Source organism: Bacillus sp. 1A (assembly GCF_052682215.1).
Genome location: NZ_JBQYLZ010000001.1, coordinates 1,093,565 through 1,119,808 on the forward strand (window position 1 = coordinate 1,093,565; position 26,244 = coordinate 1,119,808).

Sequence of the window (26,244 nt, forward strand, 5' to 3'; positions counted from 1 at the left end):
AGACATAGGAGTGAAAAATATGGGATTAACGGCTGGGATTGTTGGATTACCTAACGTAGGGAAGTCAACTTTATTTAATGCAATTACACAAGCAGGAGCAGAATCTGCAAACTATCCATTCTGTACAATTGATCCAAACGTAGGGATTGTAGAAGTACCAGATGAGCGTTTAAATAAATTAACGGAATTAGTAGAACCGAAAAAAACTGTTCCGACTGTATTTGAGTTTACTGATATTGCAGGTATCGTAAAAGGTGCTAGTAAAGGTGAAGGTTTAGGAAATAAATTCTTATCTCACATTCGCCAAGTAGATGCAATTTGCCAAGTTGTTCGTTGTTTTGAAGACGAAAATATTACACACGTTTCAGGGAAAGTAGATCCAATCGATGATATTGAAACAATCAACTTAGAGCTAATCTTAGCGGATTTAGAATCTGTTGATAAACGTATCGAGCGTGTTGCGAAGTTAGCGAGACAAAAAGATAAAGAAGCAGTATATGAGCATGAAATTTTAGTTCGTTTAAAAGAAGCTTTTGAAGAGGGAAAACCAGCTCGTACTGTTGAATTTACAGAAGAACAAATGAAGATTGTTAAAGGCCTTCATTTACTTACAACGAAAGAAATGTTATACGTAGCAAACGTAAGTGAAGATGATATTATGGATCCTTCTGAAAATAAATATGTACAAATGGTAAAAGAATTTGCTGCAAATGAAAATGCTCAAGTAATCGTTGTATGTGCAAAAATCGAAGAAGAAATCGCTGAGCTAGACGAGGAAGAGAAAAAAGTATTCCTTGAAGAACTAGGCATTGAAGAATCTGGTTTAGATCAATTAATTCGTGCTGCATATGATTTATTAGGACTTGCTACTTACTTCACAGCTGGTGTGCAAGAAGTACGTGCATGGACGTTTAAACAAGGTATGAAAGCACCACAATGTGCTGGCGTAATTCATACAGACTTTGAGCGTGGATTTATTCGTGCGGAAACAGTTTCTTACGAAGACTTAATGACAAACGGTTCTATGACAGCTGCAAAAGAAGCTGGTAAAGTTCGTTTAGAAGGAAAAGAGTATATCGTAAAAGACGGAGACGTTATGCACTTCCGCTTCAACGTTTAATTTAATATTTCCTAGGAAAAACAAAGATATGAGCTTGGCAAATATATTATGTGTTTGCCAAGTTTTTTATGCATGGGTGAGTTGATTCATCTAACTTACTATGATATAATCTAAACTCGTGAGTAATTACTATAAATTAATTGCTCCTTGCCCATTATGGGCCGTTTAGACCAAAAGGAGGTGAAAGTGTAATGAGAAAGTACGAAATTATGTACATCATTCGTCCTGGCGTTGAAGAAGAAGCTCAAAAAGCTTTAGTTGAACGTTTCGCAGGTGTTTTAACAAACAATGGTGCAGAAATCATTAACACGAAAGAGTGGGGTAAGCGTCGTTTAGCTTACGAAATCAACGACTTACGTGAAGGTTTCTACATGATCTTAAACGTGAACTCTAACGCAGAAGCGATTAACGAATTCGACCGTTTAGCTAAGATCAACGAAGACATCCTTCGTCATATCGTTGTTAAAGAAGAAGAAAAATAATTGATATATAAGGGAGAGTGGTTCGATTGATGAATCGTGTTATCCTCGTTGGTCGTTTAACTAAGGACCCTGACTTACGTTACACGCCCAATGGTGTTGCAGTAGCTACTTTTACGTTAGCTGTGAATCGCGCATTTGCGAATCAACAAGGTGAGCGTGAAGCTGACTTTATTAATTGTGTAATATGGCGTAAACAAGCAGAAAACGTAGCAAATTATTTGAAAAAAGGTAGCTTAGCAGGCGTAGATGGACGTCTTCAAACTCGTAATTACGATGGACAAGATGGTAAACGTGTATATGTAACAGAAGTTCTTGCGGAAAGCGTACAATTTTTAGAGCCGCGTAATGGCGGTGGGGAGCAACGTGGTTCATTTAATCAGCAACCATCAGGAGCTGGTTTCGGTAACCAAAGCTCTAACCCATTTGGTCAATCTAGTAATTCAGGTAACCAAGGTAACCAAGGCAACTCTGGATTTACGAAGAATGACGATCCATTTTCAAATGTAGGTCAACCGATCGACATTTCCGACGACGATTTACCGTTCTAATACAGTAAATTAGTTAGTTTTAACAAAGAATGGAGGGAATAGACATGGCAGGACGCAAAGGTGGACGTGCGAAACGTCGTAAGGTGTGTTTCTTCACATCTAACGGCATCACTCGCATTGACTATAAAGATGTTGATTTATTAAAACGTTTCGTTTCTGAGCGTGGTAAAATTTTACCTCGTCGTGTAACAGGAACAAGCGCAAAATACCAACGCAAACTTACAGTTGCAATTAAACGTGCTCGTCAAATGGCACTTTTACCATATGTTGGTGAATAATAGCGTATGAAATGCACAGTAGAGTCGGACTCTACTGTGCATTTTGCTATGCTTTTCTTTTTTTGAAAGAGAGGTTAGATGATGAAGAATACGAAATTTATTACTGAGGGTGCAGCGTTGCTAGCGATATATGCAATGTTATTGCTTATATCTATGTATGTTCCAATTTTAGGTACAGTTGTAACGTTTGCGTTGCCATTGCCGTTTATATTGCTAACGATAAGATATAGATTATCTAACGCCTTTGTAATTTTTACGGCGGCATTTTTAATTGCTGTTATTTTAGGTCAACCGATAGGTCTAATAAAGACGGTCGTGTTTGGGATTATGGGTATTGTTTTAGGATACATGTATAAACAGCAAAGAAAGCCGTTGGAAATTTTGATAACAGGTTCACTTGCATACTTAGTTGGTATTATGCTCATTTATGTTGCGAGTATAAAGTTTTTTAACATAGATTTCATAAAGCAAATGCAAAATATGTTTAATGAAAGTGTAGTGCAAAGTGAAAAGATAGCAAGTGCTGCCGGTATGCCGGTTAGTAAAGAACAAAAAGAGTTACTTGCACAAATGAATGATATATTACAAACGATATTCCCGAGTATATTTGTAATGGCTTCTGTATGTCTTTCTTGGATTACAGTTATGATATCAGGTAGTGTTTTGAGAAAACTAAAGCATGACGTTAAACCTTGGCCTAAATTTAAAGATATACAATTACCAAAGAGTATTGTTTGGTATTACGTTATATTTATTTTGCTCTCAACTTTTATAAAAGTAGAACCGACATCATATTTACATATGGTATTTTCTAACCTATATGTCATATTTGCTTTACTACTAGTACTGCAAGGTCTGACATTTATCGCTTTTATAGCGCATAGCAAAGGTTTTACGAAAGGGATTCCTATTATTAGTTTTATTGTCTGCATGTTTATTCCGATGCTGTTTCCTCTTGTGACAATCTTAGGTATAATTGATTTAGGGATTTCATTGCGTTCTAAAATAGGAGGATAAAGTAATATTCCTTATACTATTTTAATCTGTTTAACTAACTGGAAGATGAGTTAGTTTTACTTTATAGGAGTTGTATACATGCCTGAATTTTATAAGAAACAGTGGTTTTTATATCCTGTTTATGTATTGGCATTTTTTGTGTTTGTGCTCATTTCGATCCTTTGTTACTTTCATTTAATGATGGGGATGGTCTCCTTTTTAATTTTTTGCATCGTCCTTTTTGTTGTTGTGCGATTTGAACTCACCTTTCAAAAGAATTTTGAAAAACATACGACAGATATGATTACAAGAGTAAAGAAAGTGAGTAATGAAGCATTTAACCAAATGCCGATTGGTATTTTGTTATACAATAAGGATTATGGGATTGATTGGGCGAATCCTTATTTATCTTCATGTCTAGGACAGCATGCGTTAGCTGGATGGCACCTTTATGATGTATCAGAAACGTTGCTTCTTTTTATTAAGGGAGAAACTTCCGACGATATAGTTTCTTTAAATAACCGAAAGTTTCGCGTTTTTGTAAGGAAAGAAGAAAAATTAATTTACTTCTTTGATGTAACGGAACAAACAGAGATTGAAAAGATGTACGAGGATCAACGGACTGTTTTGGCTGTCATTTATTTAGATAATTATGATGAAGTTACACAGGGGTTAGATGATCAATTACGTACGAATATCACAAGTCTTGTAACATCACGACTAAATGAATGGGCCGTTAAGTATGGAGCATATTTAAAACGTGCATCTTCAGAAAGATTCTTCGTTGTACTAAATGAGAGTATTTTAGCACAGATGGAGAAAGGGAAATTTAGCATTTTAGATCAGGTGCGTGAAGAAACATCCAAAAGGAATATACCACTCACCTTAAGTGTAGGTGTTGGATCAGGTGATTTACCTTTATCAGAGCTTGGGGCAATGGCTCAGTCCGGTTTAGACCTTGCGCTTGGCCGTGGTGGAGATCAAGTAGCTATTAAACAAGCGACAGGTAAAGTTAAGTTTTATGGTGGTAAGACGAATCCAGTCGAAAAACGTACTCGTGTACGTGCCAGAGTTATTTCGCATGCATTAAAGGATTTAGTATTAGAAAGTAGTAATGTCATTATAATGGGGCACAGGGCTCCTGATATGGACGCAATTGGTGCTGCGATTGGTATTTTAAAGGTAGCGCAATTAAATGAGCGCAAAGGATATATTGTGTTAGATGAAAATGATTCTGATAAGGGAATTAAGCGTTTGATGGATAAAGTGAAACAAAACGAAGAGTTATGGTCTCACTTTATTACACCAGTACAAGCGATGGAATTTGCAAATGATGATTCTTTACTTGTTGTTGTTGATACGCATAAACCTTCAATGGTGATGGAAGAAAAGCTGTTACACAAAATTGAAAATGTAGTTGTTATTGACCATCATCGCCGAGGAGAAGATTTTATTGAAGATCCATTGCTTGTTTACATGGAGCCATATGCTTCTTCCACGGCAGAACTTGTTACAGAATTACTTGAATACCAACCGAAAAATTTAAAAATGACAATGTTAGAAGCAACGGCATTGCTAGCAGGTATTATTGTTGATACGAAAAGCTTTACATTCCGGACAGGTGCTCGTACGTTTGATGCCGCTTCTTATTTACGCTCACATGGTGCAGATACTGTACTTGTACAAGAGCTTTTAAAAGAAGATATGGATCAGTACTTACGGGTTGCAAAAGCTATTAAAAATGCGTACATTTATACAAATGGAATTGCGATTGCAAAAGTGGATAGTGATGATTACTACGATCAAGTGCTTATTGCGCAATCGGCGGACACATTATTAACAATGACAGGAATTATTGCATCATTTGTTATTGCAAAACGTGGCGAGAATTTCATTGGAATTAGCGGCAGGTCTTTAGGTGAAGTGAACGTGCAGCTAATTATGGAAAATTTAGGCGGTGGTGGGCATTTAACGAATGCAGCCACACAAATGAAAAATGTTACAGTAGATGAAGCTGAGGAGAAGCTTCGATTTGTTATTGATGACTATTTACAGGGAGGCACACAATCATGAAAGTAATTTTTCTAAAAGACGTAAAAGGTAAAGGGAAAAAAGGAGAAATAAAAAACGTACCAGATGGCTATGCAAATAACTTCTTACTAAAACAAGGATTAGCTGCTGAAGCGACAAATAGTAGTATGAAAACTTTAGAAGCTCAAAAGCGAAAAGAAGAAAAAGATGCAGCAGCAGAGGTTGAAAATGCAAAAGAGTTGAAAGAAACGTTAGAGAAACTAACTGTGGAAGTAAAGGCTAAATCTGGAGAAGGTGGCCGTCTATTTGGTTCAATCACAAGTAAACAAATCGTAGATGCAATGCAAAAATCACACAAGATTAAACTTGATAAGCGTAAATTTGAAATGGATGATGCAATTCGTGCATTAGGCTATACAAACGTTACTGTGAAGTTGCATCCGCAAGTAACAGCAACAGTAAAAGTTCATGTTAGTGAACAATAAAAATAAGTTAAGCAAGGAGGATTGCGTATGAGTGATGTAATGGCTGATCGTACCCCTCCGCATAATATAGAGGCTGAGCAGGCGGTTTTAGGGGCCATATTAATTGATCAAGATGCATTAACGGCAGCATCGGAATTATTGGTACCTGACTCGTTTTATCGAACGAAACATCAAAAGATTTTTGAAGTCATGCTTGGGTTATCTGATAAAGGAGAACCGATTGACTTAGTAATAATGACGTCAGCAATGGCTGATCAAGGATTATTAGAAGAAGTTGGTGGGGTTTCTTACTTAGCAGAACTAGCAGAAGTCGTTCCAACTGCTGCTAACGTAGAATATTATGCACGAATCATCGCTGAAAAGGCGCTCTTACGTCGTTTGATTCGAACGGCGACTCATATCGTGTCTGATGGGTATGAGAGAGAAGATGATGTGGATGGCCTTTTAAATGAGGCTGAGAAAAAAATATTAGAAGTATCTCACCAAACGAATGCAAAAGCATTCCAAAACATTAAAGATGTTCTTGTAGATGCTTACGATAAAATTGAACTTTTGCATAATCAAAAAGGTGAAGTTACTGGGATACCAACTGGATTTACTGAATTAGATAAGATGACCGCAGGTTTCCAACGAAATGATTTAATCATCGTAGCGGCACGTCCATCAGTAGGGAAAACCGCATTTTCATTAAATATCGCACAAAACGTAGCGACGAAAACGGATGAAAATGTAGCAATTTTTAGCCTTGAGATGGGCTCTGATCAGCTTGTTATGCGTATGCTTTGTGCAGAAGGAAATATTGATGCACAAAGACTTCGTACCGGTTCATTAACTTCTGATGATTGGGCGAAATTAACGATGGCGATGGGGAGCCTATCTAATGCTGGTATCTATATTGATGATACACCAGGGATTAAAGTAAATGAGATTCGAGCGAAATGTCGTAGATTAAAACAAGAACAAGGTCTTGGGATGGTTTTGATTGACTATTTACAGCTTATTCAAGGAAGCGGGAAATCAGGAGAAAACCGTCAGCAGGAAGTATCTGAGATCTCTCGTACATTAAAAGGGATTGCGCGTGAATTGCAAGTGCCTGTTATTGCCTTGTCACAGCTATCTCGTGGTGTAGAATCTCGTCAAGATAAACGTCCGATGATGTCTGATATTCGTGAATCGGGAAGTATCGAGCAGGATGCTGATATTGTAGCCTTCTTATATCGTGAAGATTACTATGACCGAGAAACGGAAAATAAAAATACGATTGAAATTATTATTGCAAAGCAGCGTAACGGTCCCGTAGGTTCAGTAGAGCTTGCGTTTGTTAAGGAATTTAATAAATTCGTCAACTTAGAACGACGCTTTGAAGATGGGGCATAAAGGCAGTATAAAAAAGAAACACATTTCTTATAATAAGATGTGTTTCTTTTTTTATATAGAAAAGACAAGGCTTTCATAATGTGAAAATATAATTCTTACGAACGAAAATGAATTTTATTAAAAAAATGTTCGCTTTTTGGTTGACTTCTTTTTCGGTTTTGGTACAATTATATTGTTTGAATAGATCGTTTGAAAATCGCGGAGGTGCTTTAATAATGTCTTCAGTAGTAGTTGTAGGAACACAATGGGGCGACGAAGGAAAAGGTAAAATCACTGATTTTCTTTCTGAGCATGCGGAAGTAGTTGCAAGATATCAAGGTGGAAATAACGCGGGACATACAATTGTTTTCGGCGGAGTTAAATATAAATTACACTTAATTCCATCTGGTATTTTCTATAAAGAGAAAATTTGTGTAATCGGGAATGGTTTAGTAGTAGATCCGAAAGCATTACTTGAAGAGTTAAAATACTTACATGATCGTGGTGTAAGTACTGATAATTTACGTGTAAGTAACCGTGCGCACGTTATTTTACCTTATCACTTAAAACAAGATGAGTTAGAAGAAGCGAGTAAAGGTGATAACAAAATCGGTACAACGAAAAAAGGTATCGGTCCTGCATATATGGATAAAGCTGCTCGTATCGGTATTCGTATGGCTGATCTTTTAGACCGTGAAGCATTTAAAGAGAAGCTTGAGCGCAATTTAGTAGAGAAAAATCGTTTATTTGAAAAAATGTACGATACAGAAGGTTTCAGCGTAGAAGAAATCTTTGAAGAGTACTTTGAATATGGACAACAAATTGCACAATATGTATGCGACACATCTGTTGTATTAAATGATGCACTAGATAACAATCACCGTGTATTATTTGAAGGTGCACAAGGTGTTATGCTTGATATCGACCACGGTACGTACCCGTTCGTTACATCTTCTAACCCGATTGCTGGTGGTGTAACAGTTGGAACTGGAGTTGGTCCTGCAAAAGTTACTCGCGTTGTAGGTGTATGTAAAGCATATACAAGCCGCGTAGGTGATGGTCCATTCCCTACTGAGCTTAATGATGAAATTGGTCATCAAATTCGTGAAGTTGGTCGTGAGTATGGAACGACAACTGGTCGTCCACGCCGCGTAGGTTGGTTCGATAGCGTTGTTGTAAGACATGCACGTCGTGTTAGTGGTTTAACAGATTTATCATTAAATTCTATCGACGTTCTAACAGGTATTCCGACTCTTAAAATTTGCGTTGCTTACAAATACAATGGCGAAGTGATCGATGAAGTTCCAGCAAACTTAAACATTTTAGCGAAATGTGAGCCTGTATACGAAGAGCTTCCAGGTTGGACAGAAGATATTACTGGTGTAAAATCATTAGACGAGCTTCCTGAAAATGCACGAAAATACGTAGAACGTGTTTCTGAGTTAACAGGAATTCAATTATCTATGTTCTCAGTTGGACCAGATCGTAACCAAACAAATATTGTTCGTAACGTATACGAAGCTTAATTGATATTTTTGAGAAAAAACTCATGTCCGCATGAGTTTTTTCTTATCTTTTATAAAAAAATAAAAAAAGGTATTGCAAAAAATAAAGAAAACATGTTATGATACATCTTGTCGTCACGAAAATATGACGTTGGTGAGTATGAGCCATTAGCTCAGTTGGTAGAGCATCTGACTTTTAATCAGAGGGTCGAAGGTTCGAATCCTTCATGGCTCACCATTTTATTTTTCGTGGCCCGTTGGTCAAGTGGTTAAGACACCGCCCTTTCACGGCGGTAACACGGGTTCGAATCCCGTACGGGTCATGTTTTTTTTATGTTCATTTTTGGTCCCGTGGTGTAGTGGTTAACATGCCTGCCTGTCACGCAGGAGATCGCCGGTTCGACCCCGGTCGGGACCGCCACTTTTGTTTATACCACCATTAGTGGTTTTATATATAGTTTTGGCTCGGTAGCTCAGTCGGTAGAGCAGAGGACTGAAAATCCTCGTGTCGGCGGTTCGATTCCGTCCCGAGCCACTCTCAGGATATTAAGTGGGCCCACTTAATATCCTTTTTATTTGTGTAATTTTACAAAAGTGAGTAGTTATTTTAAAATAGAATGAGAAGCCTCTAGCAGTTGAAGCTAGAGGTTTTTCTATAGATCGTATAGGATTCCGTGTAAAAGTGGATCATACATGAGTCTGTGAGAATAGAGGAGAAAGTACTTAAGCAAAAGATGCGGTCATATAGGGACATACTATGTAGACATCAATGTGTTTAGGGATATTGACCATATTTTTACCCGCTATTTGCCGGGCGGTAAGACCCCACCCAAAAATTCAGCGAAGGTAAAGAAGTTAGGTGTGGGATCAACGGCCCGTAAATGCCCGATTGGTGAGGGCTAATAATCGGTATGGGATGAAGAACCCCACCGATTAAAGTTTCACTTTATAAGGAGGAAATAGACGATGATGGGAAAGAAAATTTTAGTAGTTGATGATGAAAAGCCGATTGCGGATATTTTGAAGTTCAACCTAGAAAAAGAAGGTTTTGAAATTGTAATGGCGCATGATGGTGATGAAGCGATTGAAAAAGCGAATGAAGAGCAGCCAGATATGGTTTTATTAGATATTATGCTACCAGGTAAGGATGGCTTAGAGGTTTGCCGTGAAATACGTAAAAGCTCAGAAATGCCGATTATTATGCTTACAGCAAAGGACTCTGAAATTGATAAAGTATTAGGGCTTGAGCTTGGAGCAGATGATTATGTAACGAAGCCATTTAGTACGAGGGAATTACTTGCTCGTGTGAAGGCGAATTTACGTCGCCATCAACAAGGTGGTGCTGCAGAAAAAGAAGAAAATACGGAAATGGTTATTGGACCAATCGTTATCAATTCAAATGCGTATAGTGTAACGAAACGTGAGGAAAATATTGAACTTACACATCGTGAATTTGAGCTACTACATTATTTAGCCAAACATTTAGGACAAGTTATGACTCGTGAACATTTATTGCAAACAGTTTGGGGTTATGACTATTTTGGAGATGTACGTACAGTGGATGTAACAGTGCGTCGTTTACGTGAAAAAATTGAAGATAATCCAAGTCATCCTACTTTAATTGTAACTAGACGTGGAGTAGGGTATTACTTGCGTGACCCAGAGCAGGAATAGTATATGAAGAAAGTTGGTTTTTTTCAATCTATTCATTTAAAATTTGTACTCATATATATGCTATTAATATTGATAGCTATGCAGGTTATTGGGGTATATTTTGTAAGAGAGTTAGAAAAGAGTCTTGTACAAGGCTTTAGAGATTCTTTAACGCAGCAAACGAACTTATTATCATATAACCTGAAACAAGAGTTTAAAAAAAGTTATACAAAAGCAGAAACAGAATCAACAGATGAAACGATTAAAACTTCAATTAGAAAATTTGCCTCTGATCGAAAGAAAGATATCCAAGAGGTAAGTGTATTTGATTCGCATAGAAAGTTACTCGCTATTTCAGATGAGTCAAAGCAAAATAAGGTAAATAGAACATCAACTGATATAGCTGTTCAGCGGGTATTGGTACAAAAAAAGCCAGAAGTGAAAATTGAGAAAGATGGTCGTACAGGCCATCGTGTACAAGTTATGCTTACCCCTATTCTAGATGATAACGGCAAGGATGCACTTGGTGTTATTTACATTGTTGCATCTATGGAAGATGTTTATAAACAGATGAAGGATATTAATCAAATTTTTGCGACTGGAACCGTTATTGCATTACTCGTAACAGCTGTACTTGGAATTTTGTTAGCTCAAACGATTACGAGACCAATCTCAGATATGCGAAGACAAGCGATTGAAATGGCAAAAGGAAACTATTCAAGAAAAGTAAAAGTGCATAGTCATGATGAAATAGGACAATTAGCATTATCTTTTAATAATTTATCAAAAAAATTACAACAAGCTCGTTCTTCAACGGAAAGTGAAAGACGTAAATTATCATCTGTTTTATCACATATGACAGATGGAGTAATTGCTACTGACCGAAAAGGGGACATTATTTTATTAAATGATCCTGCGGAAAAGATGCTAAATGTTTCGCGTGAAACGGCGCTCGATCAATCTGTTTTAGAAGTATTAGGGATACAAGAAGAATTTACGCTCGATCATTTATACGAAGAGCCTGATTCCGTTTTATTAGATTTTAGTACGAGAAATGAGCCATATATTTTACGTGCTAGTTTCTCTGTTATTCAAAAAGAGACAGGGAAAGCAAATGGTTTAATTGCCGTATTATATGATGTAACTGAGCAGGAGCGTATAGAAAGGGAACGCCGTGAGTTTGTGGCAAACGTTTCCCATGAATTAAGAACGCCATTAACAACGATGCGCAGTTACTTAGAGGCGCTTACGGACGGCGCGTGGCAAGATCCGAATATTGCACCGCAATTTTTAACAGTTACACAAGAAGAAACAGAAAGAATGATTAGACTTGTAAATGCGTTATTGCAACTTTCTAAACTTGATAGTACAGAACATCGTTTAATGAAAGAATGGGTCGACTTTACTGACTTCTTTAATAACATTATTGATCGTTTTGAAATGTCTAAAGAGCAAAACGTAAGTTTCAAACGATCTTTCTCTAAGAAATCCCGATTTATTGATATGGATACGGATAAAATTACGCAAGTTTTGTATAACATTATTTCGAATGCATTAAAGTATTCACCAGAAGGTGGAACAGTAACATATCGCTTACGTGATCGCGGGGAATTATTAGAGATTAGTGTAAGTGACCAAGGAATGGGTATTCCAAAAGAAAACGTCGATAAAATCTTTGAACGTTTTTATCGCGTAGATAAAGCACGTTCAAGACAAATGGGTGGTACAGGACTTGGATTAGCAATTGCGAAAGAAATGATTGAGGCACATGGTGGCTCGATTTGGGCGAAGAGTGAGGAAGGAAAAGGGACAACTATTTACTTCACATTGCCAATGGCAGCAGATGAAGAGGACGATTGGGAATGAGTATGGAAAATGTTAAAACGATAGTTTTAATTAATTTAGTTGTAATTAGCCTATTTCTTACTTTTAACTTATGGACGTATGTGCCAGATTCCACGTCTATGCAAAACGCAAAATTTGTGCAGGGGAATGAAGGAACTACTCAAACTAAAATCGCTGATGTTGTCCGCCCTACTTCTATCATCGTGCATAAAGATAAAAATCATTACGGGAGCAAAAGAGAGGGAGATATAGAATCAATCTATAAACCTTTGGAAGCAGGGGAATTACATGATTTCAAAGAGATATCGATTGCTAAGGCTGATTTCCTTTCTTATGTGCATGGTGAAGGGAAAATGGAACTTGTTTTTCCTACCAACATCCCATTTGATGCAGTTAAATCTATGTTTAATATGAAAGAAAAAAGTATAGATAAGCCTAAACATTTTAATCGAATTATTCTTGACCCTTCTAGAAGTAGGGATCAAGAAATTAAAATTAATTTTGTTTCTGATGGCGATAACTCTAGAATATATGAAGCAAAATTAAGTGGTGTGTATTTAAAAGATATTGTAAATGCACAAAATCAATTTATAGTATCGGCAAAACCTTATTTTGACTATCAAATTAATGATATGAAAAAGCTATTTTTACCAGATGGAACGACAGAATTAAGTAATATAACATATATTTCATCCAATTTAGCGGTCGACACATTTAAGAATGCTCTTTTTAGTGACCCACGTTATTTAAGCCCTATTACCGAAAAATCGAAAGAAACATTTACAGATGGTATTAGGTCCATGGAGATTGAAAACGATCGTCATATGCTAAAGTATAAAAATTCTTCTGTTTCAAGTGAGAAAACGACAGACAATTTAATGCTTTTACAAAAAAGCTTTGATTTTGTAAATGGTCACAGTGGGAGTTTAGATTCATATCGTTTGGACTATATGAATAAAGGACAGACGGTATTCCGTTTACATGAAGATGGATATTCCGTATTCAATACAGATGGATTAGCTGAATTAAGACAAGTATGGGGATCAGAAGAAGTAATGGAATATGAAAGACCGTTGTTGTCTTTAAATACGAAAGGTATAGAGCAGAAGGTTACTCTTCCATCAGGTCACGTTGTAATAGCATCCTTAGAAAATAATGCCGCGGTAGATAAACGATTCATTAAAGACATTGGTATTGGATACAAATTATCACTAGATGGGCAAGTAGCTCGACTACAGCCAATTTGGTATGTAAAGTTTGTTGAAGATGAAGCGGGTAAACAAAAAATATATGAGTGGAGTGAGGGAGGACTAAATGGATTGGGATCGGATTAAAACCATATTTATTGTGACCTTTTTTGTTTTGGACCTCTTTCTCATTTTTCAATTCATTCAAAAGCAAGATAGTAATCAATTGGAGCTTATTGCAGAAACAAAGATAGATCAAGAATTAAAAGCAAACAAAATTACTATGGGTAATTTCCCTAAAGAACCGAAAAAAGAGTCATTTATTAGGGCAGAAAACAAGGCATTTAAAGAAGAAGATGTACAGTCTTTAAAGAGTCAAACGGTGCATATACAAAATATGTACAAGATAGAAAGTAAGCTAAAAGAGCCCTTTTTAAATACAAAATCATTATCCAAAGATAAGTATAGTGATTTTTTGAAGAACTATGTATTGGATGGACAAAAGTATGAGTTTGGGGCGATGAAAGACTCTAAAATTTACTTCTTCCAAAAATATAAAGATAAGCCTATTTTCTATAACGATCAGGCAATGATTGTTGTGGAATTAAATGAAAAAAATGAACTTGTGTCGTACACGCAGACGATGCTAACTGATTTAAAAGAAATGGGCGAAAGTGAAAAAACGAAACAGCAAGAAATTATTACTGCTCAAACAGCTTTAGAAAATCTGTATTTAAAAAATAAAGTTCATGGGAATACACATGTAAAAGAAGCACAAATTGGTTATGCCACCCTTACCGCATCTACTTCTAATAACCAAGTACTCGCTCCAACATGGAATTTAAAAACGGAGCAGAAGCAGGACTTCTTTGTAAATGCAATTGAAGGACAAGTTATGGAATTAGGGGAAAGGGAAAATCAAGTGGTTGATGAACATACTGGAGTGAGAAAGAATGGGGTTGCATTTTAGCGTACTTGCAAGTGGAAGTACAGGGAATATGCTATATGTAGGAACAGATGAAAAAAAATTACTCGTCGATGCAGGTTTAAGTGGTAAAGCAACAGAGGCTTTATTTAAACAGGCAGAACTAAATATAAATGATGTATCAGGTATTCTTGTAACACATGAACATAGTGACCATATTAAAGGGTTAGGTGTATTGGCACGAAAATATGATTTACCTGTTTATGCAAATGAGAAAACATGGAATGCAATGGAACATTTAATAGGAAATATCCCAACTGAGCAAAAGTTTATTTTCTCAGTTGGGGATGTGAAAACATTCGGTGATATTGAGGTCGAGTCATTTGGGGTTTCTCATGATGCGGCAGAGCCGATGTTCTATGCTTTTCATAACAATAATAGAAAGTTAGCCCTTATTACAGATACGGGATACGTGAGTGACCGTATGAAAGGTGTTATTAAGGGTGCTAATGCTTTCGTGTTTGAAAGTAATCATGACGTGGAAATGCTTCGTATGGGACGTTATCCATGGAGTATTAAGCGACGTATTTTAAGTGATGTGGGTCACGTTTGTAATGAGGACGCTGCATTAGCGATGGCGGATGTAATTACAGATGAGACAAAACATATTTATTTAGCTCATTTAAGTTTAGATAATAACATGAAAGAGCTCGCACGTATGTCAGTATCACAAGTACTAGAGGAAAAAGGATTTGGAGTGGGAGAAGCCTTTGAAATTCACGATACAGATCCGAAAATGCCTACAAAAATTCAATACGTATAATTCTTCATTTTAGTAAATAATAAAGGTGAATATAGTTGTTTTCAGGAAGATGGGTGAACAAATATGTCCTTTATTGATGAAGAGAATTATCGTATGAAACGTGCAAGAAAAAAGAAGCATAAAGGTATTGTTATTTCTAGTATAGCAGGAACAATTGTAGGAGCTTCGTTATTTGCATTTGGAGCTCCTTTATTTGCAAATGATGCGGGGGCGCTTCCGCAAGCTGAAGCAAGCGGAAGTAATATGGCTGAAGCTCAAGGAATTAAACAGATTAGCTTCGTTGATGCTGTTGATCGTGCGTCTGAAGCTGTTGTTGGCGTTATTAATATTCAAAGAGATAATTTTTCAGAGGCAGATTCAGAAGCTGGTACAGGATCGGGTGTAATTTATAAAAAGACAGATGGCCAAGCTTATATTGTAACGAATAATCATGTTGTTGCTGGAGCAAATCGTATTGAAGTAAGTTTAAGTGACGGTAAGAAGGTTCCTGGGAAAGTATTAGGAACCGATGTAGTCACAGATTTAGCTGTACTAGAAATAGATGCAAAGCATGTGAAAAAAATAATTGAAATTGGCGATTCTAATACTGTTCGTAGAGGGGAGCCGGTCATTGCGATTGGAAACCCACTGGGGCTGCAATTTTCTGGAACTGTCACACAAGGCATTATTTCGGCTAATGAACGTATTGTCCCTGTAGATTTAGATCAAGATGGACATTATGATTGGCAAGTAGAAGTTTTGCAAACAGACGCAGCGATTAATCCAGGTAATAGTGGTGGTGCGCTTGTAAACGCGGCAGGTCAATTAATAGGCATTAACTCAATGAAAATTGCAGCAAAAGAAGTAGAAGGAATTGGACTAGCTATTCCAGTTACTAGAGCTGTTCCAATTATGAATGAATTAGAGAAGTACGGAAAAGTAAGGAGACCGTATGTTGGAATTGAACTTAGATCGTTAAATGAGATTCCAAATTACCATTGGTCAAAAACATTGCATTTACCAGGCAATGTAACAGAGGGAGTTTGCATTTTAGATGTGAAAAGTCCTTCGCCAGGTGTAGATGCTGGTTTACGAGAACACGATGTGATTGTAGCAGTAGATGGAAAAACGGTTCGCGATATTATCGGATTCCGTACGGCCTTATATGATAAAAAAATTAATGATAAAATGACTCTTACGTTTTATCGTGGTACAAAACGAGCAACAACAACGGTTAAATTAGGCATTCAAAAGTATTAAAAACAGGAGGGCCTACCTCCTGTTTTCTATTGTAGAAAAGTGAGGTGAAGAATATGAATTTACCTTGTTGTTTAGAACATGTTGAATTAGCTTTAGATATTATTGTGGATGAGTGTGAAGTTGCACCAGTTATCAACAATGTGGATAACTCGGAAAAAGAGAAAAAAACATGTGAATTTTGTCAAAATGAGGCGACATATGTTGTATCGAACACAGATTCTCACACAATATGTGGGTAACAATTGTGGATATGTGGATAAGTTGTGTGGATAACATGTTTGTAAGGTGGGGAATAAGTGTGAATATCTCGATTATTTCAATTGGGAAATTAAAAGAAAAATATTTAAAACAAGGTATAGCAGAATACTTAAAACGATTATCTGCATACGCAAAAGTAGAAGTGATTGAATTGCCAGATGAAAAGGCACCAGAAAATTTAAGTGAAGCAGAAATGCTAATTGTAAAAGAAAAAGAAGGTATACGTATACTAGATAAAATTTCTGATGATACGCATGTCATTGCGTTAGCGATAGAAGGAAAGCAAAAATCATCAGAAGAATTTGCAGTAAGCTTAGATCGTCTCGCTACATATGGAAAAAGTAAAGTTGCCTTCGTGATTGGTGGATCACTTGGACTAAGTTCAGAAGTAATGAAGCGTTCAAATGAATCTCTTTCTTTTTCAAAGATGACGTTACCACATCAATTAATGCGATTAGTGTTACTTGAACAAGTGTATAGAGCGTTTCGTATTAATCGTGGGGAACCGTATCATAAGTAAGTGTGGCTGTAGTCAACTAATCATTCATTATTAAATAATGAGTATTAAAAGAATTAACAGTCTTACTAATTTGAAGTAAGGCTGTTTTATTTTGTTTATTGTGGTAAATTATGTGATGAATATACTTGTGTAATGTTAGTAGTTAGACATTAGAAGTTTATAGGTTGAATTTTTTAAGGACATATAATTGCAGTTCAAGAGGATATATTTTTTTAGTAAATTAATATAGTTTATTAATAAAAATAATTATTTAAATCTGGGAAAAAGTAAATTGAATCGGTAATTAGGAAAAATAAAGAAAATTGGTATCGGATAGAATATATTAAGAGAAGACAGCCATTTCTAGCCAGTATTTATTACACCATAACAGAGATAATGGTTAAAGACTATTTTAATGCAGGGCTTTCTTAAAATGATTCTGAAGGGATATTTAGTAATCTGGATTTAGATTGGAGATTAATTTTTCCTTGCCCTTAAACCGCACTTAGCTATGTCAGGGGGAACCGTATGATAAGTAAGCACATAGTTAATTAAAGAATAAGGGTTACCTTTGTAACTTTTTTAGTTTTAATTTAATAGTTTGTATATTGGAAGGAAATATATTAATAATCAATGTTTTGAAGACGTATTAGATGCTTAAAAATATTGAATGAAAAATTAGAAATTCAAGCAGGTTTTTTTTGTTTTTTATAGAATATTTTAACATATAGGAATTCGACTATATAAGGAGTTGATTTAATATGTGGTTTTTGTTAGATATACTGAATCTCTCAATATATCTCCCTTTTTTTAAACCTAGCGAAGATGAAATAATTAAAAATATAAATGAGTTAAAGAAATATGAGTGGTTTAAAGAGTTCTATAGAGATGAAAAAAAAGTATATCTTATAGCTCATGATTTAAAAGTAAGGGAAACTATAGGTAAATTTAAAGCGGATAAATTTGGTGAAAAGAATTACCAAATTTATTATCAAAAAAAACTTAATAAGATTTTTAAAAATAAAATGTAGTACTCACTTTTTATAAGGGTATCTTTTAAATAAAATAATAAAGGAATTCTTTACATTGAAGTAAACTTAAAAAGTTAAATGAACTATGTAATTATAGGTTAGGGAGCTTCTGTGGCATGAATCCGGTAGTATTGGAATCGTGCCTTTTAATTTTGCTTTAAATTTTTAATTATGAACTACGTGTATTTTGTTATTTTAAGTAAATGTATTAAAAAAGTACCCTTCACTTATTAGAACAATCCTAATAAGTAAAAGGTACTTTCTGCATCAGATGTATTTGTTAGTATGTTAAAAATAGAATAGTATTTTAATTTTTATTTCTGAGAAAATAGTAGAAATAATATTAGAGGGCGTTATTAATTACCATTCGTTTCGACATTGCCATCCATATGCAGCGGCTTCAACTGCTATACCAGCAGCATTAACTTTGAAGCCTGCTCTAATTAAGGTGTTTGCGATTAATTTTGCAGCCAAATCATATTGTTTACTCTTAATGTAAGTAAAAATGGCTCCTGATAAAAATTGTCTGGCGATATTACCATAACTATTAATAAATTTATTTGCTATACATTTTCCAAAAGATGCAGCGCTCCTTTGGATTTCCTTATCGTACTTATTGTATTCACTATATCCAATTATTTCAGCGATATTAATTGCTGTTTGATCATTGGCAGAGATTTTTTCTTGTAAAAGTGCTGGATTGGTAATTTTATAGCCACTCTCTGTCAATTCCCCTACCTCTTCAAAGTAAAATCTAAGATCTTTTTCTACTTCAATAGCTAATTTATCCACTTCTTGTTGCTGTTCGTATGTAAGGTTATTGTCATTGTTGATAGATTCTTCTGCGGATGCTTGGAGAGAAAATGCGGTTGATATTAATAAAGTGATTGCTATAAAAGATGAAAATACTTTTTTAAACACTAAAAAACACCTCTTTCGTTTTTATTTTTCAGCCCTCTTAACCTTATTTTAACAGAAAAGTAAAAATATACAATATTTAATCACAATTAAAAAAATAAAAATTAATTTAATTATATAAATGGATTGTTTGTGTGCGGTTGCTTACTTTTTAAGTATAGTAAAACTGAAAAATGGTCAGTTTAAATTTATATTTAATAAGTATGTTTCTATTTCTAAAAAAGTATGCTGTAATATGAAGAGGAAAAAGTATAAGTAGTCATAGAAGTGAGGAATTAAAGGTGAAGAAGTTTAAAAAGTTTTACTTGGAGATTACGAGTGTATGTAATCTTGCGTGCAGCTTTTGTCCGCCGACGGAAAGGCAGAAGCAATTCATTTCTGTGGAGGATTTTGCTAAAAGATTAGACCAAATTAAACCTCACACAGACTACATTTATTTGCACGTGAAGGGTGAACCATTGCTCCATCCGAAAATAGATCAACTATTAGATTTGAGCCATGAAAAAGGGTTTAAAGTTAATATTACAACGAACGGAACGTTAATTAATAAGAGAAGGCATAGACTGTTAAATAAGCCTGCGTTAAGACAAATGAATTTTTCACTGCACAGTTTTGATGGGCATCCAGGTTCGCAAGATAAAGAAGGTTATGTAAGGAGTATACTTTCCTTCATTAGAGAGGCGACAAGTCAATCGGATTTAATTGTTTCACTACGGTTATGGAATTTAACTCAGGATAATAAAACAAATGCTGAAATCCAGAAAAATAGAGATTTATTATCCATCATTGAAAATGAGTTTGGTCTATCTTATCAAATCGAAGAGAAGCTTACACCAGGAAAAGGTATAAAAATTGCGGAACGTGTCTTTATTAATCAAGACTATGAATTCCAGTGGCCGGCATTACATGAAGAAGAGGATGATGGAAAAGGATTCTGTCATGGTCTTCGAAATCAAGCGGGTATTTTAGCGAACGGAACGGTTATTCCTTGTTGTTTAGATGGTGAGGGGATTATTAACCTTGGGAATATTAATAATGACTCATTTTCTAACATTATAGAAGGTGAAAGAGCAACAAACATTGTCGATGGATTTTCGAAAAGAGTTGCAGTCGAAGAGCTATGCAGGAAATGTGGATACCGTAAAAGATTTGGAAAATAAATATGAAACAAGCCCTCATAAAGCGAGGGCTTGTTTTTATTCTTGATAAGAGCGTTCTAATTCATCAATTAAGGAACCGACGTAAGAAATAGCCCTGCGGATTGCATCTGGTTTTGACATATCTACTCCGGCATGGTTCATTAATTCAAGTGGTTTCATCGTACCACCAGCGCGAAGTACATCTAACCAGCGATCAACGGCAGGTTGTCCTTCCTCTTTAATCATTTGAGCTACCGCAGTAGATGCAGTGAGGCCTGCGGAATAGGTGTAAGAATATAAGCCCATATAATAATGAGGTTGACGCATCCAAGTTAAGCCAGCACCTTCGTCAATTTCTACAGAATTTCCCCAGAATGTCGAAAGTACATTTGTTTTTATTTCAGTTAAAGTTGTAGCTGTAAGTGCTTCTCCTTCGTCTGCTAGGGTATATACTCTTCTTTGATATTCTCCCTCAAGTAAGTGAGTAACAAAGTTATGATAATATGTGCCAAGTAGTTGCAGAATCACCCATCTGCGCATTCGCTTGTCGTCAGTAGTTGCTAATAAATGCTGGGCTAATAGTAATTCATTCATTGTAGATGGTGCTTCAACAAAGTACATAGATGGACGTACATTCATAATACGCTGGTTTTTATTTGCTAAATAAAAATGACCAGCATGCCCAAATTCATGGGCTAATGTGAAGCATCCACGCATCGTGTTTTGCCACGTAATTAAAATGTATGGATGAGAACCATATGGGCTTGAACAAAATGCTCCGGTTGATTTGCCTACGTTATCTGCAAGATCAACCCATCTTTCTTTGAATCCTTTTTGGATAATGGAACTATATTCATCGCCTAATACCTTTAAAGAATCTTGAATTAATTTACCAGCCTCCTTGTATGTGATGGTTGGATTAAATTCGGGATCTAAAGGTGCATGTAAGTCGCAGAACAGCATTTGATCGAGTCCTAATACTTTCTTTTTTAAATCTGCAAAACGGCGCATATGAGGCGCTAATTCTTTATAAATAATATCAAGTTGATTGTTATACATTTCAAGTGGAACTTTTTGAGGTTCTAAAAGCATATGAGTAACAGATTCAAATTTGCGTAAACGAGAGAGTGTTACTTGTTTTTTTACTTCAGTAGCATATGTTGTTGCTACTGTATTCTTATATCGTTTCAAGGTGGAAACAAATGATGAGTATGCTTTTCGACGTATGTCTACGCTTGGAGAGAACTCATATTTGCTTTCAAATAATGCAAATGATACAGGGAGTTCGTTTCCTTGTTCGTCTTGTATGGAGGTAAAATCCATATCGGCTAATTTAGTCATACCGTAAATTTTGTATGGAGAACTATGTACTTCGCCAAGTGCAGCAAGAGCTTCTTCTGTTTCAGGAGAGAGCGTGTGCTGCCTTTTTTGTAGGATGTCTAGTAATGATTTACGGAAAGGTTCGAGTTTTGTTTCTTCGTGTAAATACTTTTCAATTGTTCCTTCATCGAATGAGAGGATTTCATTATGGATAAAGGATAGTGCAGTATGTACTTTCGTCCATAAAGCAGAAATTTTGGAAGAGTTCGCTTGAATAACTGGATTTGTACGATCAGTTGATTCTTTTAAATTTGCATAGGAGTATAGTTTTGTTAACTTCATTAAAAGCTCTTCTTCTAAAAGTAGGCAATGTAATAAGGTAGTGGCGCTAGTATGTAATTGTCCTTTAAACGCATCAAGTTTTTTTATATCGTCTGTTAGTACACGTAATGCAGTTTCCCAATCTTTATCAGATTCGAATAAATCAGAGAGGTCCCATGTTAGTTCAGTAGGGACTTCTGCGCGAATATGGCGTTTCTCAATTACATTTTTCATTTGTTATATCCCCCTTATTATAAGTATCTAAAAACATGATACTAGAAAATTCAGTAAAATAAAAATATTTTACATTTCTATATATGAAAAAGAAGGACAAGCATAAAAATGCTTGTCCTTCGAGTTAAATTTAAACATTAATATACTTTATCCCCGTTGAAAATAGAGTTTTTCACGACTACATAATCTACAGTACGAATTGAATCTAATTTTGTTCCACCAGCGTAAGAGATAGAAGATTGAAGATCTTGTTCCATTTCGATTAAAGTATCTTCTAAAGAACCTTTATGCTCAACGAACATTTTCTTACCTTCAACATTTTTCTTCTCGCCTTTTTGGAATTCAGAAGCTGAACCGAAGTACTCTTTATAAAGTTTGCCGTCTTTTTCGATTGTTTCCCCTGGAGACTCTTCATGACCAGCGAATAGAGAACCGATCATAACCATAGTCGCCCCAAATCGAATAGATTTAGCTACGTCGCCGTGTGTACGAATACCACCGTCAGCGATAATTGGCTTACTTGCAGCTTTTGCACACCAGCGAAGTGCAGCTAGTTGCCAACCGCCAGTTCCAAAGCCTGTTTTAATTTTAGTAATACAAACTTTACCAGGTCCAATACCGACTTTTGTTGCGTCAGCACCAGCGTTTTCTAATTCTCTTACCGCTTCTGGAGTTCCAACGTTTCCAGCGATAACGAAGCTTTCTGGTAAATGCTTTTTAATATGTTGAATCATGTTGATTACAGCATTAGAATGTCCGTGTGCAATATCAATCGTGATGTATTCAGGTGTAAGTTGCTCAGCAGCTAATTGTTGTACGAATTCATATTCGTCCTCTTTTACACCAACGCTAATAGAAGCGATTAATCCACGTGATTGCATATCTCTAATAAATGAGATACGTTTCTCTGGCTGGAAACGATGCATGATATAGAAGTAATTGTTTTCAGCTAAATAAGTTGCGATTCTTTCATCAATAATCGTTTGCATATTTGCAGGTACGACAGGTAATTTAAATTTATGTTTACCTAAAGTGACAGTTGTATCACATTCAGAGCGGCTGTTCACAATACATTTTGCAGGAATTAATTGAATATCTTCATAGTCGAATACGTTTTCCATCATTTACACCCCTAAAATACGAATATTTTATTCATTTAGTTCAAAAATGTTCGTCCAAAGGATAATTTACATTATTTTCACTCATAAGTCAAAGGTTTTCATGTTTATATTAAAAAATTGAGTCTATTTAAGTTAATTATAGGTTTGTATTGTCAAAAAAATGTTTTAATTTAGAATTTTCTAATATAAAATTATGTGTAGCAAAGAAAAAATTAAATATACAAATTTGGGAGAGATTTTAATGAAGCGATTAATGTATATGGACTGGTTGCGTGTATTAGCAACAATCGCAGTAGTTACAATTCACGTTTCTGCTGGTTATGTTTCAGTGTTAGATACAAATAACGTTTCACGCTGGATGGCTGGGAATCTATTTGAATCGATTTCACGTGCGAGTGTTCCGATTTTTGTAATGATTAGTGGTGCTTTATTGTTAAAGGGGACAAAAGATATTTCAGTCGGGGAATTTTTAAAAAAGCGCGCAAGTAAAGTGATCATTCCCTTTATAGCTTGGAGTGCTATATTTTATGCATATGGAGCATATGCAGGATATTTCCCGGCATCTTTAAAGCAAGGGGTTAAGCATTTTTTAACGGATACTATTGGAGGACATTTATGGTTCTTATACATGATTGTAGGGATATATTTAATTACACCTTTACTAAAAATCTTTGTGAAGAACGCTAAAAAAAGAGAGATAGAATACTTTTTAATTTTATGGCTATATGCGTCTATTGTAGTCAATTTAGTGAAATATTATTATCCTATCAACTTTAATATTGAATTATTTTACGTTACAAATTATGTAGGGTATTTCCTACTTGGTTATTATTTATCTAATTTTGATATTTCAAAAAAATGGAGAAGTATTTCTTACTTTGGCGGATTTGTAGGATTTATTAGTACATTCTTTATTACTTATTACTATACAGTAAAAGCAAATGGACAGTTAGATCAGTTTTGGTACGGGTATTTTGCGCCAGGCGTTGTACTGATGGCGATTGGATTATTTGTATTTTTCAAATATGCTTTCCAAAAATCAGAAAGAGAATTACCATTGTTATTCCGTTTTATAAATCAAGCAAGTCTTGGAATCTATATTCTTCACTTCTTCTTATTAAATAACTTGTTGTACATGGTTTTCCCTAAAGTAAATGAACGTGTACATGCAATATTGGCAATACCTATTAATGTAACGATTGCAATTGTTCTTAGTATGGTAATTACGTTAATATTACAAAGAATACCAGTTGTGAAAAAATTAGTTCCGTAAAAAATGAATATAGTATAGATAGGGCAGACTTATTATAAAGGCTGCCCTTTACTATTTTAAAATTATACTTAAATAAATTTAGATATAAACGAATTAAAAACAGTGGATTAATATAGTATCTTACTATAGTCTAAAGTGAGGTATGAAGAACAGAATAAGTTAAATATAAAATCAAATGAGGTTAATATATGAGTAAACAAAGTTTTAGTAATTATGCATTAAGTAAAGAAGTAAGACGAGCACTTACTGGTTTAGGATATGAGCATCCAACAGAAGTGCAAGGAGAGGTTATTCCAGTTGCATTGCAAAAGAAGGATCTTGTTGTAAAGTCACAAACGGGAAGTGGAAAAACAGCTTCGTTCGGTATACCACTTTGTGAAATGGTAGAGTGGGAAGAGAATAAACCACAAGCATTAGTTTTAACACCAACGAGGGAACTTGCTGTTCAAGTGAAAGAAGATATTACGAATATAGGGCGGTTCAAAAGAATTAAAGCTGCTGCAATTTATGGTAAATCTCCATTTGCACGTCAAAAATTAGAGTTAAAGCAAAAGACGCATATCGTAGTGGGGACCCCAGGACGTGTGTTGGATCATATTGAAAAAGGGACCCTTTCTTTAGAGCGATTGAAATATTTAGTGATTGATGAAGCAGATGAAATGTTAAATATGGGATTTATCGATCAAGTAGAGGCAATTATTGATGAATTACCTACAAAAAGAATGACAATGCTATTTTCAGCGACCCTACCGGAAGATGTTGAAAAGTTATCCCGTACATATATGAATGCACCAACTCATATTGAAATTAAAGCAGCTGGGATTACAACAGATAAAATTGAACACACCCTTTTTGAAGTAAGGGAAGAAGAGAAGCTCTCACTTCTTAAGGATGTAACTATGATTGAAAATCCAGACAGTTGCATTATTTTTTGTCGTACACAAGAAAATGTAGACCATGTATATAGACAGCTAAAACGGGTTAATTATCCTTGTGACAAAATACACGGTGGTATGGTACAGGAAGATCGTTTTGAAGTAATGGATGATTTTAGAAAAGGAAAGTTCCGTTATTTAGTAGCAACTGATGTAGCTGCGAGAGGAATTGATATTGATAATATTACACATGTTATTAATTACGATATTCCATTAGAAAAAGAAAGCTATGTACACCGTACTGGAAGAACAGGAAGAGCTGGTAATAATGGAAAAGCTATTACATTTATAACGCCTTATGAAAATAGATTTTTAGAAGAGATTGAGGAATATATCGGATTTGAAATTCCAAAGGAGCTGACACCTTCAAAAGAAGAAGTTATAAAAGGGAAAGCAGTATTTGAAGAAAAGATATATGCTAAACCGATTATAAAGAAAGACAAAAATGCAGACCTAAACAAGGGAATTATGAAATTGTACTTTAATGGCGGAAAGAAAAAGAAAATTAGGGCGGTAGATTTCGTTGGTACAATTGCTAAAATTCAAGGTGTTTCTGCTGATGATATAGGTATTATTACAATACAAGATAATGTTTCGTATGTTGAAATATTAAACGGAAAAGGACCACTTGTTTTAAAGGTTATGAGAAATACAACGATAAAAGGTAAACAATTAAAAGTTCATGAGGCAATTAAATAAATGAAAATATCCACTTTAAAGGT

Annotated in this window: 24 protein-coding genes and 4 tRNA genes; 25 read left to right on the plus strand and 3 right to left on the minus strand. The window is 35.3% G+C overall.

From position 1 onward, the window contains the following. The first annotated feature begins 19 nt into the window (after positions 1 to 19). The 22 genes from ychF (at position 20) to ACUN0F_RS05635 (ending at position 18,261) form a co-directional block, all read left to right on the plus strand. Positions 20 to 1,120, plus strand: coding sequence for a redox-regulated ATPase YchF (gene ychF / locus ACUN0F_RS05530; RefSeq protein ID WP_000524660.1), 1,101 nt, complete (start codon positions 20 to 22; stop codon positions 1,118 to 1,120). 191 nt (positions 1,121 to 1,311) lie between these two features. Beyond that, the gene (gene rpsF, locus ACUN0F_RS05535) at positions 1,312 to 1,602 is read left to right on the plus strand and encodes a 30S ribosomal protein S6 (protein WP_001233781.1); all 291 of its coding nucleotides are present in this window, start codon (positions 1,312 to 1,314) and stop codon (positions 1,600 to 1,602) included. Positions 1,603 to 1,628: 26 nt separating this feature from the next. Continuing rightward, positions 1,629 to 2,150, plus strand: coding sequence for a single-stranded DNA-binding protein (ssb, locus tag ACUN0F_RS05540; RefSeq protein WP_000981963.1), 522 nt, complete (start codon positions 1,629 to 1,631; stop codon positions 2,148 to 2,150). A 44-nt stretch (positions 2,151 to 2,194) separates the two neighbouring features. Further along, positions 2,195 to 2,428, plus strand: a complete 234-nt coding sequence (gene rpsR / locus ACUN0F_RS05545) for a 30S ribosomal protein S18 (protein ID WP_000918874.1) — start codon at positions 2,195 to 2,197, stop codon at positions 2,426 to 2,428. Between the two features lie 81 nt (positions 2,429 to 2,509). Continuing rightward, entirely contained in the window at positions 2,510 to 3,445 is a 936-nt protein-coding gene (locus tag ACUN0F_RS05550; protein WP_445539234.1) for a YybS family protein, read from the plus strand. 78 nt (positions 3,446 to 3,523) lie between these two features. Continuing rightward, positions 3,524 to 5,497 (plus strand): DHH family phosphoesterase, encoded by a 1,974-nt coding sequence (locus ACUN0F_RS05555; protein ID WP_001113903.1) that lies wholly within the window; start codon positions 3,524 to 3,526, stop codon positions 5,495 to 5,497. Then, positions 5,494 to 5,940, plus strand: a complete 447-nt coding sequence (gene rplI / locus ACUN0F_RS05560; protein ID WP_000864225.1) for a 50S ribosomal protein L9 — start codon at positions 5,494 to 5,496, stop codon at positions 5,938 to 5,940. The genes ACUN0F_RS05555 and rplI overlap by 4 nt, the downstream gene beginning before the upstream one ends. A gap of 27 nt (positions 5,941 to 5,967) precedes the next feature. Then, positions 5,968 to 7,317 carry a replicative DNA helicase gene (gene dnaB / locus ACUN0F_RS05565; protein ID WP_001286239.1) on the plus strand — a complete coding sequence of 450 codons (1,350 nt, stop codon included), beginning with the start codon at positions 5,968 to 5,970 and terminating at the stop codon, positions 7,315 to 7,317. A 215-nt stretch (positions 7,318 to 7,532) separates the two neighbouring features. Then, complete coding sequence (locus ACUN0F_RS05570; protein ID WP_000100233.1) at positions 7,533 to 8,822, plus strand: adenylosuccinate synthase; 1,290 nt, start codon at positions 7,533 to 7,535, stop codon at positions 8,820 to 8,822. Between the two features lie 141 nt (positions 8,823 to 8,963). Next, positions 8,964 to 9,039 (plus strand) — tRNA-Lys (locus tag ACUN0F_RS05575). A 13-nt stretch (positions 9,040 to 9,052) separates the two neighbouring features. Then, positions 9,053 to 9,124, plus strand: a tRNA-Glu gene (locus tag ACUN0F_RS05580). Between the two features lie 22 nt (positions 9,125 to 9,146). Continuing rightward, positions 9,147 to 9,222, plus strand: a tRNA-Asp gene (locus tag ACUN0F_RS05585). A 41-nt stretch (positions 9,223 to 9,263) separates the two neighbouring features. After that, positions 9,264 to 9,336: transfer RNA gene (locus tag ACUN0F_RS05590), tRNA-Phe, on the plus strand. Positions 9,337 to 9,767: 431 nt separating this feature from the next. Then, positions 9,768 to 10,475, plus strand: a complete 708-nt coding sequence (gene walR / locus ACUN0F_RS05595) for a cell wall metabolism DNA-binding response regulator WalR (RefSeq protein ID WP_000971866.1) — start codon at positions 9,768 to 9,770, stop codon at positions 10,473 to 10,475. A gap of 3 nt (positions 10,476 to 10,478) precedes the next feature. Then, positions 10,479 to 12,320 carry a cell wall metabolism sensor histidine kinase WalK gene (gene walK / locus ACUN0F_RS05600; RefSeq protein ID WP_000755378.1) on the plus strand — a complete coding sequence of 614 codons (1,842 nt, stop codon included), beginning with the start codon at positions 10,479 to 10,481 and terminating at the stop codon, positions 12,318 to 12,320. Continuing rightward, a complete protein-coding gene (locus tag ACUN0F_RS05605) occupies positions 12,317 to 13,633 on the plus strand; it encodes a YycH family regulatory protein (protein WP_000061591.1) in 1,317 nt (438 codons plus the stop codon). Before walK ends, ACUN0F_RS05605 begins: the two co-directional genes overlap by 4 nt. Beyond that, positions 13,614 to 14,456 (plus strand): two-component system regulatory protein YycI, encoded by an 843-nt coding sequence (locus ACUN0F_RS05610; RefSeq protein ID WP_000383735.1) that lies wholly within the window; start codon positions 13,614 to 13,616, stop codon positions 14,454 to 14,456. Before ACUN0F_RS05605 ends, ACUN0F_RS05610 begins: the two co-directional genes overlap by 20 nt. Continuing rightward, complete coding sequence (locus tag ACUN0F_RS05615; RefSeq protein ID WP_000522836.1) at positions 14,440 to 15,234, plus strand: MBL fold metallo-hydrolase; 795 nt, start codon at positions 14,440 to 14,442, stop codon at positions 15,232 to 15,234. Before ACUN0F_RS05610 ends, ACUN0F_RS05615 begins: the two co-directional genes overlap by 17 nt. A gap of 63 nt (positions 15,235 to 15,297) precedes the next feature. Beyond that, positions 15,298 to 16,473, plus strand: a complete 1,176-nt coding sequence (locus ACUN0F_RS05620) for a S1C family serine protease (RefSeq protein ID WP_445539235.1) — start codon at positions 15,298 to 15,300, stop codon at positions 16,471 to 16,473. A 53-nt stretch (positions 16,474 to 16,526) separates the two neighbouring features. Beyond that, positions 16,527 to 16,712 carry a CxxH/CxxC protein gene (locus ACUN0F_RS05625; RefSeq protein ID WP_001052827.1) on the plus strand — a complete coding sequence of 62 codons (186 nt, stop codon included), beginning with the start codon at positions 16,527 to 16,529 and terminating at the stop codon, positions 16,710 to 16,712. A 59-nt stretch (positions 16,713 to 16,771) separates the two neighbouring features. Continuing rightward, positions 16,772 to 17,251, plus strand: a complete 480-nt coding sequence (gene rlmH / locus ACUN0F_RS05630) for a 23S rRNA (pseudouridine(1915)-N(3))-methyltransferase RlmH (RefSeq protein ID WP_001027003.1) — start codon at positions 16,772 to 16,774, stop codon at positions 17,249 to 17,251. A gap of 740 nt (positions 17,252 to 17,991) precedes the next feature. After that, positions 17,992 to 18,261, plus strand: coding sequence for a hypothetical protein (locus ACUN0F_RS05635; RefSeq protein WP_000264291.1), 270 nt, complete (start codon positions 17,992 to 17,994; stop codon positions 18,259 to 18,261). A gap of 360 nt (positions 18,262 to 18,621) precedes the next feature. Here the strand turns inward: ACUN0F_RS05635 and ACUN0F_RS05640 are convergent, their stop codons facing one another. Further along, positions 18,622 to 19,182, minus strand: a complete 561-nt coding sequence (locus ACUN0F_RS05640; protein WP_264461415.1) for a hypothetical protein — start codon at positions 19,180 to 19,182, stop codon at positions 18,622 to 18,624. A gap of 278 nt (positions 19,183 to 19,460) precedes the next feature. Here ACUN0F_RS05640 and ACUN0F_RS05645 point away from each other — a divergent pair, with 278 nt between their 5' ends. Next, positions 19,461 to 20,339: a radical SAM/SPASM domain-containing protein gene (locus ACUN0F_RS05645; RefSeq protein ID WP_000713629.1), complete on the plus strand. Its 879-nt coding sequence runs from the start codon at positions 19,461 to 19,463 to the stop codon at positions 20,337 to 20,339. Positions 20,340 to 20,375: 36 nt separating this feature from the next. Here ACUN0F_RS05645 and pepF read toward each other — a convergent pair whose 3' ends face one another. Next, a complete protein-coding gene (gene pepF / locus ACUN0F_RS05650; protein WP_264461414.1) occupies positions 20,376 to 22,193 on the minus strand; it encodes an oligoendopeptidase F in 1,818 nt (605 codons plus the stop codon). 137 nt (positions 22,194 to 22,330) lie between these two features. Further along, positions 22,331 to 23,314: a GMP reductase gene (guaC, locus tag ACUN0F_RS05655; protein WP_000432444.1), complete on the minus strand. Its 984-nt coding sequence runs from the start codon at positions 23,312 to 23,314 to the stop codon at positions 22,331 to 22,333. Between the two features lie 241 nt (positions 23,315 to 23,555). Here guaC and ACUN0F_RS05660 point away from each other — a divergent pair, with 241 nt between their 5' ends. Together ACUN0F_RS05660 and dbpA are read left to right on the plus strand one after the other, a co-directional pair. Then, on the plus strand, positions 23,556 to 24,587 hold the full coding sequence (locus ACUN0F_RS05660) for an acyltransferase (RefSeq protein WP_000826292.1): 1,032 nt from the start codon (positions 23,556 to 23,558) through the stop codon (positions 24,585 to 24,587). A 188-nt stretch (positions 24,588 to 24,775) separates the two neighbouring features. Then, a complete protein-coding gene (gene dbpA, locus ACUN0F_RS05665; RefSeq protein WP_000043658.1) occupies positions 24,776 to 26,221 on the plus strand; it encodes an ATP-dependent RNA helicase DbpA in 1,446 nt (481 codons plus the stop codon). Positions 26,222 to 26,244 lie beyond the last annotated feature (23 nt).